This is a genomic window from Sphingomonas sp. Leaf208 (assembly GCF_001421415.1).
In the GTDB taxonomy this organism is placed as follows: Bacteria; Pseudomonadota; Alphaproteobacteria; order Sphingomonadales; family Sphingomonadaceae; genus Sphingomonas.
In genome coordinates, this window is the sequence record NZ_LMKH01000023.1 from 291,198 (window position 1) to 304,805 (window position 13,608).

A 13,608-nucleotide genomic window follows, 5' to 3' on the forward strand; every position below is an offset into this window, starting at 1 on the left:
TAGATCCACGCTTACTCGTCCTCACCCTTTTTCTTCGGGCAGACCTTGTCCTTGGCAGCCAGTAGGTTGCCGAACCGGGCATAGTTCACCTTGACCCCATCATTTAGATCGAGGGCGATGCGCTGGTCGGCCAAGTGGCGCAGTTCCTCGTCGAATTCACGCAGTTCGATCACCTGCTTTGCCAGCTTGTCCTTCTCGCGGGTCTTGCGGGTCTTTTCCGCTGACGACGACGATGCGGCAATTTCGGCATCCAGATCGCTGATCCGCTGCTGCAACTTGCCCATTAGCGGCGTGACATAAACCGTACGCATCCGCGCCAATGTGCCTTCGTTGTAGCGGTGGAGATAGACTAGTACCTCAAACGCTTTGTGCTTGCCCGACGAGAACAGCCAGTAGATCGGGCGGTTCTTGTAGGTTTGTAGGTGGTCCTTGTAGAACTGCTTCGACAAGTAGGACCGCAGGGCAGTGCGAGGCTCGCCAGCCTTGCCCATGGCGAGACCGTCCATCAGCGTGGACATCGTCTGCATGACCGGCTCTTCTGGCCATGCGATACCCAGAAATTCCTCGATCCGGGCGGCGGCATCGTCAGCGAACCACTGCTCTTCGGTCAATGGAACGATGCCATCGTCGTCAGCCGGAAACGGACCATAGCGCGCGGGATCGAAGCCCCCGCCCCCGCACTGAGCATAGATTAGACCCGGTTCCGCCAGAGAGTAACGGCCCATTATGCAACCGACAGCGTACGACACGAGTTCCCGCATCGTGTCAGAGTATAGACGAGCCTCCCGAATTAAATTCGTCGATTCGCCCGCATAGCGGTAATCTGGATTGCATTTAAGGGTAACTTCCGAAGCTGAGACATGCGAGTCAACTTCGTCATTCAAACCATAGTGAGCAATGAAGGCCAGATTGTTTGCCGTTTCAAGCCGCATCGTCTCAACGACGTCTTCATTCCATTTTGAACGAAGGCTTACAAAACTCTCGTTGAGAGTACGATACCGAGGCTCGACGCGCAGTAAGTGAATGCCATCAAAGTCCCAAGATGTTTCTTGTGAGTCCCAATCCTTCTTGGATATCGAAACCAGTCTTTCGATTGTTGAAGACTCACCAGAGAAGCTCATCGGCAGAGATGCAATATGTCCGACCTCAAAGTTCAACGTGGGCGCAAGTACTTTAAGGAAAAATCGTGACACCGCGCTGTTTAGAAAGCCAAGTGCCGAAAATCGCTCAAAATCATTAGCAAAAAAAGCTGAAGTTCCTGCTACATCAAAGGCGAACCCATTTCCGAAATATCGAAATGCCGGAACCCCTGAAGAGATCTTGGACCAAGAAATAGAAGGTCGAAAAAACAGATCGAGGTTTTGTGGCCTCGACCTTAGCTTACCTTCGGAGTCGAACGCATTTTTTATTTCGTATCCATCATTATACCAATTCACAACGCAATCTTGCCCCCCATACCAAAGGCGAAATTCTCCTCCTTTGTTGTAAGGAAACCATTTTACTCCTGAGTCTTTCGCAGACGCCCTATCTTGTGCGGTAAAATTAATGGATGATTTCTGAAGCTCGTGCCATTGGCGGACAAATCGGTTGTTATCCGATGTTGCCAGCCCTTGGGCAGCTCTTCCGATGGTATTGAGCGGCGGATACCTTGTAAAAGCCTGTACGGCATTGGCGGTGAGCCAGTACGCGATCAGACTACCCGGGATCTTCTCAAAAACAGATGCTGGAACACAGAATAACCAAGGAGATTTCTCGGTAGTGATGGCCTCCTTAAAGTCCGACTGTTTAGCCGCCTCCGATTTACCCTTGATAAGGCGAAGATAGCTGCCCGTGAAGTCGGTCATAGGAGTATTCTTGAGAACAAATGTAGTGGTGGAAACTACATCCCCACCAATGCTATCAAATCCACGTGAGCCCAGATGAGCCATACTCGATAGCGTTCTGTTTTCCAACAGCTTGAGGCGTAGATTCTCGTAGGAGGATAGAAACATCCAGCTTTGCATTGTGATCATGGCCACTAAGCCGTGATCAGCCGCTAACTCTAAATTCCGTTCGATGAACACTGCGAATAGATCGGCCTTGCTGTCTGCATAACGCTTCCCCGTGAAAGTCTTTAGGTCGGCATTCATGCCTTTTCCGCCTATGTAGGGCGGGTTAGCTACCACACAATCATAATGGTCACCGAGCAATCGCGTTTGTTCAACCAGCGGCTTCAACGCCTCCTGCGCATCTTCCTGCGCCTTTCGCAGCAACAGATCACCAGTCAACGGCTTTGCAAGCAACTCATCGAGCAATGGCAAGCTATGCATCACCGAATGCGGCACTGTGATCAGTGAGCCAAAGGTCTTGGCTCCATGAAACAGCGTCACCAGCGCCTTGATCGACTTAGCCTCATTCGAAGTGGGTTGCTGTGCCGACAATGTGGGTTGAGAAAGGGTCTCGGGCAGCAGATCGCTGCTCGGTATGATCTGATACCGCTTCTGCGGCAGAAGCGCCTTCGCCAATGCGTCGGCATCCAGCCTGTTGCTGTCTTGCAATGCTAGCACATTAAGCTTGGGCGGATTGCGCAGCACCGTGCGATCATCGGCGCATGCTTTCATCAGCAGGGCAAAACCCGCCATCTGCGCCGCACGATCATCGATATCGAGACCGAACAGGTTCTTGGTCAGTATCGCGCGTGCAGCTTCCCGCTTGGTGTAGCCCCGTTCCAAATAGATCGCCCGGAACAAGTCATAGGCCTCCACCAGAATGTGCCCTGATCCGACAGCCGGATCGATGAGGGTAATGGTTTCGGGATCAAGCTGCTTGGGCGTGATGTCATCGATCTGGGCTTGCACCTCTGGCGTCTGCTCCGCCGGAGCTACATAGTACTCCATTCCCGAACGAATGCCACTGCCGGGATAGGTCGCCAGCCACTGCGCTCCAAGGCTGTTTTGGACCATGTACTTGACGATCCAGTTGGGAGTGAAAAGTTGGGTTGCGGCGGGGATGTCTTCCGACTTTACCACCTTGCCGATCACCTGATCCTTCTTCTCCGAGATGTAGAACTGGTAAAGCCAGCCAATAATCTCGATTTGCTGCCACTCGGCCTCGGCGACCTCGTTCACCAGCTTGCGCACGATACTTTCAGATTGCAGCAGGTTTTCTGGCAGCAATAGCTCCGTCTCGTCGTCGATCTTCTCGAACAGGAACGGCATGGCCCGGTGCAGAGCGTTGCACTGGGCGATCAGCAGCTTGCGATATATCTGCTCGTCTTTCGTTCCGTCCAGCTTGAGATTGACAATTTCATCGCGGTTGAGACCCGGAAGATCGACGCTAATCGCTTTTTCAAGAATTTCGGGTTCGGGATGCCCATTGGAATTGGAGAGAACCCGGCAGCCATGATCGAGGTAGTCATGTAACTCCATGTATCGGATGGCGAGGAAGCGGTTGAACCATGTATAAGCCACCGCTTCCATCACCTGCGCAAAGCCATCACTCGCGACGCGTGAGATCAGCCGTCCACGCTGGTCGGCGACCGACCGTGGAAACGCTGTGCCTTTAAGGATGAACAGGTCGCCCTGAACCTCACCAGCGTCGGCGCCTTCCTTGGTGATGCCAAAATGAGCGGCACGATTGGTAACGGCCTGAATGAAGTCCAGACGAGCTTGCGGGGCATATCTTTTGAGAACGTTGCGGTTAGAAGCCATTGGAAGATGAACTTTCAGAGAATTTCGATACGAACGTTGCTGGCGATGGCCTCTTCGAGCTGTTTGCGAAGGGCCGACAAGTAGTCCTCTACGTCCTGCGACGTTTCCAGATAGGGCTTTGACGCGGCCATCTTTGCCGTGATCTGACGTCGGGGTTTAAAGTTCTGCGGTGCCTTCATCGTGGGAGCCGGAGTGATTGGCTTCGCTGTCGGTTCCTTGACCGTCGACCCTTGCGGCTCCGGCACTGACTGTTCAGCGGCCTTCTTCGCAGCCTCGACCGCCTTCTCGATCCGCGAGTGGGCGATCTCAGCAGCATCGTCCGCTTCGGCCACGAGGTTCGTCAGTTGCCCGGAGCGGGTTTCCGTTTCAATCCGTTTGCGGATGTCTTGGGCGGGCTTCAGGCATTGGTTCGAGAAATCGGCATCCACGCCGATCTCCGACAGATCCTGCCTAATCGTCTCAATTTGCGGATCGACCTTGGCCAAGGCTTCCGCACGGCGCTCGGCGATCACCGCTTCGTTGACGGTGCGCAACGTTGCGATAAGTGAAGCACTCTCCTTGATCCTGCCATAGGGCTTGGGATCATTGAGAATGGCCCGAACAGTTGTCAGCGCCGCAGCTGCCCCTGCATTCCGACCAATGAAAAGTGCGTTGGGCTCAAACTCATTCTGGTATGCCGATCGTAAAGAGTCCCACTGGGGCCGCTGTTGGGTATAGAATGTCTCAAGCCGCTGATAACGGTCACCCCCGTCCACCAGATCATCACCATGCGCTTTGACATGTTCAAGAAAGGCATAGCTGTCCTGATTGCCCAGCAGCTTATTTAGAATCTTCTGTATGTCGGCAATATCGTCGGTACCGGGGTAGTTCCCAGTGGTGGCCAGCGCCGACCACTGGCTCAGATAGCGTGACTGCCCATCGAAGCGGGTGCGTAGCCAAGCATGGAGATCGTCCTCGCCCTCAGGGGCAGCCATTCCGAACAGGTCGCGTGCAAGTCTCCGAACGGCCTGAATGTCCGCTCTATCTACCGTTTTGCGGCGGGAAAGGCTGACCCTATTCCACTTGTTAGGACCGTCAATCTGGCCAAGAATCTCGTTTACTTGGAGCTTCCCGCCATTGGCATGGAGTTCAATCTTTCCTGCCTTAAACAGGCGGCAAACCAGCAGCAGGGTATCATGTTCCTTCCAGCCATAGGGATGGCGAGCGAAGCGCTCTGTGATCAGTGCCCCTAAGTTAACCGATTGGCTGCGAACGGAGAGCAGATCGACGTAATCAAGGACATCCTTCAGTGCCTTGGAGTTCTGGCTACCGCCGAGCAAATCGAGTTCCTCACCTGTGGGATCGGCCAACAGGCGGCGGATCTCCGCCATGTGGTCGGCAGGCGAATGCTGGATGTACGACAGCTTATTGTAGCTGTTTTCGACCAGATACCGCAGCCCCGTTTCGACAGCCGCCTTTGGCCCACCAGCGAAGCTCTTCTCGTTGCCCAGAGCGAAGAATTTTGCCTCCTCCAACATCTGGGTCAGCGTGGCATTGATGCGATTACGGCGCTGGGTGTTCTCCTGCCGTTTGTCTTCGTGGATGCGTTTGGTGGTAGGCGGAAGTGATCCGTCCGTCCGAAGCCTCAGGTAGTTTTGAGTCTGGATATAGCTCTTGATCTCATCTGCCAGTTTCTTGTCATCCCGCAGCTTGATGACAAGTTCCCCAACTCCGCCTTCCATACTCATTTCAAGGCATCGCGGATCGGTGAAGGATGGGAAATCCGGCGCAAGTGGAGTCAATACAGAAACCGTCAAGCTTCCTTCATTGCGGTTACCGACGGGGGCCAAGTCGATCAGGCGGGAAAGGTCGAAATCCTTTCCGTTCCCGGCAAAACGATACCGCCGTAGGTCTTTCAGTACGTCCTCGAAAGTGACCTCGCCGAGCAGCCGGTGCAGGTCCGTCTGGCTGTAATCCTGATCCTTGATTGCTTTGTTGATGTCCCGCTCTTCGTTGGTCAGGAAGAAGTACAGGTCCCCGTTACGGCTGATCAGTGTATCACGTTCAAGACGCAGCAAGCTTTCCTCGATAGCGCTCCGCAAAGCACGCTTGTCGGCATCCACCTCCTCCACGAAAAAGGTGACGAGATTGTCAATATTGCCGGGAACTTCCTCGACGTATCGGATAAGGAAAAGAGTCTTCAGCACTCGGGGATCGAAAGCTGAACGATCCGGGATATTATCGACACGACTGATGGCGGTGCGAACGACCCCCTCAAGGAAGCTCTCGATAGACGGATAGAAGGAATCCAGCGGGGCCAATGCGCCCAATGGCTTGTCCTTGATCGCCAGTGCTGCCGTTTGGAACGCATCGAGCATGGACCGCTCCCCCTTAGAAAGGTGGCCACCTGTTGCCCCAAACTGACGACTGGCTTCGAATATCTTCTGGATCAGCAGGAATTGATAAGGTGGGAAGGGATAGCAATCGACAAAGCTATCGGTGTCGGTGAACGGACGAAGGGTGATAGCCGCATCTCGGAACGTGATCTGATTACGAAGAATATCGCCCTTATCTTGAAACATGACCTTCAGAGCCTCAGAGGCTTCATCCGTCTTTGACAGCAGGCGGCGCTGGATCACTTCATCAGCGTTCGACCCCGAAAGGGACAGCCGAGTGGTAAAGCGCCCCTGAATTTTAGAGAAATCCTTGCTGTTGTCCTTCCCAAAGCCGCCGGTACCAACAACGGCTTCGATGTCCTCCTGCGACGTCACCACCACCCACGCACGGCCATGGCATTTTGTGCCAAGTTCCTCAGTAATGGTCTGAAGGTTCAGCATAAGCTGGGTCTGGCCGCCGATGAACTGGCCGACCTCATCGGCAAGGAACACGAGGCGCCGATCGCTGCCCTTCTTGTCGAGGTACTGTGTCACCCATTTGGCAAAGTTTTCAATAGTGAGCGCCAACCCTTTCTCGAGGTTGTCGATGAACCCCTGCGGATCATGAATTTGCTGGTTCAAGACCTTGCTGAGTGCGTCGCCAACCTCCGTGGCGTAGAACTGGTAGGAATCCCGCTCAGTCTTCCAGTCGAGGTTGTTGTCGGAAGCTAGAGTGTCGATAAAGGCTTGGTATTTTCCCTTGTCATCGAGGAAGCGTTCCATATGCGCTACTTCGGGATGATCGCCGCAATATCCGGCATGCTCGTTAAATACCTTGAGGAAAACCTGAAGGATCGCGTCTCGGCTGTGGTTTTGCTCGGCCTTACTGTCAATGTTGAATAGTATTACTTCGGTATGCGCATTTGCCAGACGCCTTAGATCACCTTGCAAAACGCTGTCCCCAGCAATCTTCTCAAGGAAAAAATCGAGCGGGGTTCTAGCCTCTTTGCCTTCTTCGTTGACTGATTGGTTTTCTAACAGGTAAGACAGAATCTTGATGAAGTGAGATTTACCAGACCCGAAAAATCCAGATACCCAGACACCCATCTTGGCTGATATATCGGCATCTTTTTTACGGTCCATACCTAGTAGAAAAGCATCGACGAAATGCCTCAGGTGTTTATCGACCTCCTTGGTAATCACATACTCTTCGAGCTCGTTGTACGCCTTGTCGTTCTGGTCGGCTTTGATCACACCGTTTATCTGACGGTTTATATCTTTCGCGAAGATGTTCTCAATTTTCATGTGATTAGTCCACCAACCTAAAGGCGCGGTAATAGGGAGTTTCTTGTAGCTCGCCGAACAGTTGCAGGGTCTGCCCGTTGAAGCGTCCGGGGAAGAATAAGACGAGCGGGATGCTACCCAGCAAAGGTTGCAGATTGTTGAGCAAGCTGTGGGTTCGAATCAGCGGATACGCCGCACCAACACCGGTTAGAAATACGATCGTGGGCCTCTGGTCAACGAACCGGGACATCAAGGCCGCCGACAGTTTTCCGGGCTCCAAGGGGCCTTTGATAGCATTCAGCAGGGCCGGTACGCCCTTTGCCTTTTCCATCGAGAGAGCTTTGTCGTAGAGCCCCCGGCTTTTTAGTTGCTCGATAGCCAGTTCGAACACGTTGACGTGGCCGACGCGGAGGTCGGTCTTTCTGGCGATGTCATCAAGTAACCAGTCCAGATGATCGGAAACCTGCCGTTCGGCCGCAGCAGGGTAGTCGAACGCAAAGAACGGCACGTCCTTGCCAAGCCCGCGCCCGTGCAAAAAATCGTCGGACGTGATGCGCGCGCGGATTTTGTCCAGTCGTGTCTGCAGGCCTGTCAAAGGAACACCTGCATGGCTTGACGGACTTCTTCAAACTTCGGATCACTAAGGTAGCTGATGATCTCGGGCTCATAATAAACGGGTTGGAGGCTGGGCTTCGCACCTTCCGACAGCATCCCGACTTCTGTCAGAATTCTGAGGACGCTATCGCCGAGTTTACCTTCGGTGGATGCTGACCAATCGGACATCTCTGGGTCGCGCTCGCGGCAGGAGGCAACGAACGACCGCCAGTGACTACGAGTTAAAGCCAATTCGCCCGATTGGAAGCGATCTCTGACGTAGATAGCGAGAAAGTCCCGCAGCAGGGGGGAGTGGGTCGTCGCTGCGGCAAAAACTGCCTGAGTGGCCACCGGCTTGGTCCCATCACGGACGAACTCCCAAAGCTCCGGAGTCATGCGCTTCAGTCGGGCCTTGATGAGGCTGGCTTGCCGTTTGGCCGTGCCGATAGAGGTTTTTTGCAGAACGTTATCGACTTCGATGGCCTGACGCCATTCGGCTGCGGGAAGCCGCCTGAGGAGCAAACTCGCAATAATTCGGGATTCGTAAACCTTTAGCGATCCACCAGCTATGTCGGCTTTGTACGCCAAAAGTCCTCCTTCGGTTTGTCACTGAGGGCGGTAACGGGCGACAGGAAAGAATCAAAGCGAATCTGAACGATTCGGGCCATTAGGTATTGTTGTCATTGTGCCTTGAGCCGCTTGGCATGCCCCCGCCGCAGGCGGGTGACTATCCCGTGGAACGTGGGCTGGCCATGCGCTGGCTAAGGCGCTGAGGCAATTGTGAATGCGGCATGCGTCCAAAAACGATGCTGGTCCAGAATATTCAGTGGCGCCGTCAACGCAAAGGCGAGCCATTCCGCCAGCTCGCTTGGCCGCCTGACCGAGGAAAAGGCAACAGATGCACCGCTCAAAGGGCGTCAGGAGTTTGGCCTTTGCGGGGCTTTGAGCTTTTCTGTAGCTCATCGCACTACCTAACTTAGACGAAGCTCTTATGGCAAGCGCGATGCTTTTACGGCTCATCCCATTCGTCAGGTACAAATTCTGCAGCTTTCAGTGATAAATTCGGGTTTAAGGCAACAATAATACTATCCCCCCAGCGGTCGCTCATCATCCAGATACCATCCTGATTTTCTCGAACACGTGCAGACTCAGCGTCGACGCCTTCTAGCCCAACCCGAAAATAAGGCTCGTCATCATCAACAATATTAACATCTAAACCAAACGACAGGTCAGATAGCGGCACATTCCCGGCAAATAACTCTTGAATGGACGAAAGACCACTTTCCACGATCTTGTAAATCAAGCTATCGAGAGCTACCAGCGACGCTCGATCATTTCGCACCGACCCTCTCAGTTGGAGCATTGGCTCCCAGCTAGTGACGCGGGACGCGATTGCCTCGCGGAACGAGCGGAGAGCAGAAACGCCTCTAATGAGCTGATCGTCTGACATCTTAATCTGATCGCACTTACCAAAACTCATGTCCAAGAAGATAAAATGGGCCGTTTTCGGCTCGCCTTGCCCCACGTAGATCTGCCACGCCGGTTTCGGCTGTTCAAGGATCAGCTGATAGAGCAATTCGGCTCAATTGATGAGGTGCCTTGCGCTCCAGCACTTCCAGTAGAAGCGCTACTTCCCCCTTTAACCGGAGGGCAGTCGTCGGTGAGGCATCCTGCGCATAGGCCGTTACTCGGGTCAGACGCTCGACAGCATTATCAAAGCTGGTGGCTTCCTCCTTTTCCAGCTTCCTCTGGTGCGCATAAATGTAGAGGAAGCTGACCTTATTGCAGAGCACATCGTCGCGTTTGCTAATGGGAATTGCCCCGCATGCCCATCCGGTGACCAGATAGCGGATCGTTGAGAAGTAGTTATTGAACTTCGACCGCTTCGCGTTCGTGTCCATGAGGCCGCTCATGTGGTGCCATGCGAGCGCCTGTTTCGTCTGGGCGATCACCCCCTCAACTGAATGGCCGTCCTCAGTGATCAGCCTAATGGCTTCGCGACCCCAATCTCTGGCACTCGACTGATTATCAACCGCATCCTTTGCGACTTGGATCAGTGAGGAGCTCGCTTCCGTTATTCGACCACCAGCATCGTTCGACATATTTCAACTACCGCACCGCTTCGCCTGCCGGTCGCTTTCTTCCTTGGCGCTGCCAAGTGCGCTCCACGTCGCCTCATTGTCCTTCTGCTCGATGTAGCGGTCGGCCTTGCTATCGCTGCTTCCCTTTGCTGTCTTCTTCTTTTCAATGCCAAACACAGAGCCTCTCCTTCATGAGCGGCATGGAGTCGCCTGCCGAGCCTAATATCGAGCATTGGCAGCGAGATGCAATTCGGGAAACGGTCGGACCAAAAAACCAGCATGCCCAAGCCTAGCCGCCATGGCCGTTTCCCCTCGCGCCCGCCTGCATCAGCCGGGATTCGCCATCTCCTAATAGGCACATTGCAGAAAGCTCGATCTCTAGCGTCCCGTGTACAATTGTGAGTCGGCACAAGCTACTTAGCGCTTCATGACATCGTCGAAACGCCGCAGACCTCACGCCCGCCCCGGGCGTCCTAATCAGTCGTCTTCCTCGAAGTCATAGCGACCGGACGACGAAAGTCGGTGCAGCACTGCCCATTCGCCGGTTTCAGCCTTGGTACTCGGCCGTGGAAAGACGCCGTGCTCGCGGAGATATGCGGTAGCTGCTGCGCGAAGAGCGGGATGCGGACAAGCGTTGTGTTTTGCGAACAGGTCCTCAAGATACCAGACGCCTTCCCGCCGCTTCACGTGCACCACGCACGCCTGTCCTTCAGACTCGAACTGAGCAAAATGGTCGAAACCATCAAGCACGGTGGGGATGTAATGCTCGGCGCAGTTGCGGTACCGCCGCGCAAGCCGCCGAAGTTCACCGCCACTTCTCACGGGCGAATACGCCGGGGAAGCAGGAACGGGGTGCCGGTCGAACACCGTTCGTCGGGTCCACCTTCTCCAAAGTTCGGACAAGTCTCTACTCGAACCTACGCTACGCATCGCGCCAAACAGTGCTGCGCGGTCCACCCCGTTGGCGATCAGGAGTTCGATGACCTTAGCGGTGTCCTCCGCTGCCTTTACACTCTTCACGGCATTAATGACGTTGGCGACGCAAACTTCAGCCGGAAGCTTCCGAGCAACCGAGAGTTTCAGAGGATTGATCTCTCTGAGGCCTTCGATGGAACGAACGATTCCTACATGCGGCGGACTGCTAAGAAGTTCGTTCAACGCCGCGTAAAAACCGATCTCATGGGGTTGTGAACCCGACCGCCGCAGCGCTCCACGCAAACCGCGAGGCACATCGCCAAACGCAGACTGGAGAATGGTGCGGTGATCTGCACGGGTGAGAAAATCGGCGGTATCCCGCGTAGCAGCTGCACCACCTCCGATGAGCTTCACGGCCATATATGCGGCCACGACCTGCCGTCGCTCGTCGCTAGACCGAAGATACGATCCTGCAAACCCCGCCAGATGGCAATCCAGTCCGACTACAGTGTCGAGTGCCCAACCAACGAGGGGCGCGAAACGATTTTGAATAAGCGTTCTCCTTCATAATCGAAGGAGCTTGGGCTCTTGATACGATTTGATCATAGGAGATTGACTATCACGTTTTCCCGGTTCTTACAAAGATGAGTAATTGCGGGGCACAGGCGGCTTCCAGCATACCGAGCGTTCGGTACTCGGGATCGGTCTGGGACATTATTATGTTCGATGCGAGCTTTCCCATGTGGGTATTTCGGTCGGCGCGCGACCCTATTCGACCTTGCGTGCGTCAAGTATCTCATTGCAAACTCGGGCACCAAGGGCGTTACCGGCACTACGAACCCGCGACCATTCTTCGGATGAAAACTCAGTCAAGTCCTCTTCCATGAATCTCCCCTTCCCGGCATATGTCGAGTAAATCTGAATTCCGCCATGGGCTTGAACTTCGCTATTGCACGGTACGGTGCGCCCATCGCGGCGCTTACCGTAGATGTAGAATCCCATGGCCTCGGGATTCCCGAAAGCTCCGTATTTCGCCAAATAGCGAATGCTCCGTATTTCGCTTCTCATACCGTGACCTTAACGTCTCAAGAGCAAAGTTTCTGGCCCTCAGCTATCATATCCCCTATGTTAACCCTCAACTCCTGTCCGCCTTTGACTCCAGCGGCGCGAAGTTCGCCCATCATCTTTTTGTCGCTTGCCCAGATCGTCTTGATATTTTTGTATTGAGCGGCTGCTCCATTTACCCCGTAGCTGACCCCATCAAGCGTAGTGAAATAGATTGCCGATCCAGTGCAGCCGAGATAACCTGCATCGACGGTCAGCGGCCAGTTCAGACCCCTAGCTACGAACGTAGCGCGCGACGCATTGGGCGGAACGATTGCATTACCTTTTCGCCAAGTGGTAACTTCGTTTGTAAGGCGGTTCACGAGAAGCGACATATCGGCGCCGGGGAAATAATATGTTTCGTGCTGACCTAATTCTGACGCACCCCGAATTGATTTGCCAAGCCTGCCTTCAACTGCCGATTGATTCCAACGCATCCCAGAAACGACATTCTCCATCACCCAGCCTTGGCGCTGGCGTGATCGCTGTTCGTCAGAGACAGAACCGCCCGAACCCGTCAGATCGAGGTGGGTTTCCGCGAATAGCTCGGGTATCTTTCCGTCGAATGGATTACCAGCCGCTCCCCACCGGGGAACAAACCTAACCGTCGCGTCATACGATCCCTTGGGAAGCGGTCGGGTTGCTTTGGTGGTATCGACGACGAAGACCGTTTTCTCACCGATAAGTTTCACATTTTCGGAGTAGCCGATGTAGCTATCGCTATCCTTCTGACCATGCAGATCAACCGACACGATGACTTCGATTGGCATCGGAAGGTTTGTGCCAATCGTGAACTCGACGCGTTTTCCATTGAGCATCTTGGCGAGGACAGTCAGCGACGGCTTCCCGGGCATCACTGCGGGTTTAGCCGAAGCGGCCTCTTGCTTTGCCTCCGGCACCTTGCTGCACCCCGTCGCGCCGACCGACATCGCCGTCGCGGTCAATATAACACCCAGCTTCTGCACATCCGCTCCCCTGTCGAAAATGTGATACGGGAAACTCCTTGATTATGTCTTGCGGCCGGAGGCGTGGACGAGGGCGACGAACCGATCGACAAGTCGGCTGCCATTTAAGGCGTTTCGCGACTTCGCTTCTCGGGCCGGAACTGCATCGCAAGCTAGAAAGCGCGGTCAGAATTGCTAAATCCGACCGCACTCCTGACTTTCGTTTAGGTCCACGGCGGGCGCCGGTGCGCGTGCCGGACCTCAGCGGCGCGACTGACGGTTAGTCCCGATTTAAGCCGAAAGCTCACGTGATAGCTTCCGCGCCGAACGATGCATCCATGGTTCGATGGAGAGGTGTTTGAGCCAATCGGACAGGCTGGGGATGAATCCGAGATCTTCGATGACGTGTTGCTCGCCAATAAGGCGGACAGGAACTTTCTTCCCGTCCGCCGTAGTGACCGTCACCCCAAACTCATGCTGTGCAGCCCAGATACCCTCGGCGTGGTGTCGGAGCGCCCGATGTGCAGCCCCGGCGTGGAAGGCCTTAGACCCGTCGAACCAGTCGTGAATCGGCTGATAGTCTTCCACCGCGCCGCCAAAACGCCGGACGCTTGAAAGCGCATGATGATAAGGATGCGCCATT

10 protein-coding genes are annotated in these 13,608 nt (G+C 54.5%); all 10 read right to left on the minus strand.

Annotation, left to right across the window (positions count from 1 at the left end):
* Window positions 1-11: 11 nt before the first annotated feature.
* The 10 genes from pglX to ASE69_RS11360 all read right to left on the minus strand — a co-directional run bounded on the left by pglX (window position 12) and on the right by ASE69_RS11360 (window position 13,607).
* Window positions 12-3,689 (minus strand): BREX-1 system adenine-specific DNA-methyltransferase PglX, encoded by a 3,678-nt coding sequence (pglX, locus tag ASE69_RS11320; RefSeq protein ID WP_056486435.1) that lies wholly within the window; start codon window positions 3,687-3,689, stop codon window positions 12-14.
* Window positions 3,690-3,703: 14 nt separating this feature from the next.
* A complete protein-coding gene (gene brxC / locus ASE69_RS11325; protein ID WP_056486438.1) occupies window positions 3,704-7,348 on the minus strand; it encodes a BREX system P-loop protein BrxC in 3,645 nt (1,214 codons plus the stop codon).
* Between the two features lie 4 nt (window positions 7,349-7,352).
* The gene (locus tag ASE69_RS11330) at window positions 7,353-7,922 is read right to left on the minus strand and encodes a DUF1788 domain-containing protein (RefSeq protein ID WP_200924161.1); all 570 of its coding nucleotides are present in this window, start codon (window positions 7,920-7,922) and stop codon (window positions 7,353-7,355) included.
* A complete protein-coding gene (locus tag ASE69_RS11335; RefSeq protein WP_056486441.1) occupies window positions 7,919-8,509 on the minus strand; it encodes a DUF1819 family protein in 591 nt (196 codons plus the stop codon). The genes ASE69_RS11330 and ASE69_RS11335 overlap by 4 nt, the downstream gene beginning before the upstream one ends.
* A gap of 421 nt (window positions 8,510-8,930) precedes the next feature.
* Window positions 8,931-9,497 carry a hypothetical protein gene (locus ASE69_RS11340; protein ID WP_056486445.1) on the minus strand — a complete coding sequence of 189 codons (567 nt, stop codon included), beginning with the start codon at window positions 9,495-9,497 and terminating at the stop codon, window positions 8,931-8,933.
* Complete coding sequence (locus ASE69_RS11345; protein ID WP_056486448.1) at window positions 9,475-10,023, minus strand: hypothetical protein; 549 nt, start codon at window positions 10,021-10,023, stop codon at window positions 9,475-9,477. Before ASE69_RS11345 ends, ASE69_RS11340 begins: the two co-directional genes overlap by 23 nt.
* A 3-nt stretch (window positions 10,024-10,026) precedes the next feature.
* On the minus strand, window positions 10,027-10,179 hold the full coding sequence (locus ASE69_RS22080; RefSeq protein WP_156362302.1) for a hypothetical protein: 153 nt from the start codon (window positions 10,177-10,179) through the stop codon (window positions 10,027-10,029).
* Window positions 10,180-10,479: 300 nt separating this feature from the next.
* The gene (locus ASE69_RS22085; RefSeq protein WP_156362303.1) at window positions 10,480-11,337 is read right to left on the minus strand and encodes a hypothetical protein; all 858 of its coding nucleotides are present in this window, start codon (window positions 11,335-11,337) and stop codon (window positions 10,480-10,482) included.
* 665 nt (window positions 11,338-12,002) lie between these two features.
* A complete protein-coding gene (locus ASE69_RS11355) occupies window positions 12,003-12,986 on the minus strand; it encodes a hypothetical protein (protein ID WP_056486455.1) in 984 nt (327 codons plus the stop codon).
* A 270-nt stretch (window positions 12,987-13,256) separates the two neighbouring features.
* Window positions 13,257-13,607 (minus strand): DUF6915 family protein, encoded by a 351-nt coding sequence (locus tag ASE69_RS11360; RefSeq protein WP_056486458.1) that lies wholly within the window; start codon window positions 13,605-13,607, stop codon window positions 13,257-13,259.
* Between the last annotated feature and the right edge of the window lies 1 nt (window position 13,608).

Coding starts and splice junctions, on each gene's coding strand:
- ASE69_RS11345 (WP_056486448.1), bottom strand. CDS start 10,023: ATGTCGAACGATGCTGGTGGTCGAATAACGGAAGCGAGCTCCTCACTG.
- pglX (WP_056486435.1), bottom strand. CDS start 3,689: ATGGCTTCTAACCGCAACGTTCTCAAAAGATATGCCCCGCAAGCTCGT.
- brxC (WP_056486438.1), bottom strand. CDS start 7,348: ATGAAAATTGAGAACATCTTCGCGAAAGATATAAACCGTCAGATAAAC.
- ASE69_RS11360 (WP_056486458.1), bottom strand. CDS start 13,607: ATGGCGCATCCTTATCATCATGCGCTTTCAAGCGTCCGGCGTTTTGGC.
- ASE69_RS22085 (WP_156362303.1), bottom strand. CDS start 11,337: ATGGCCGTGAAGCTCATCGGAGGTGGTGCAGCTGCTACGCGGGATACC.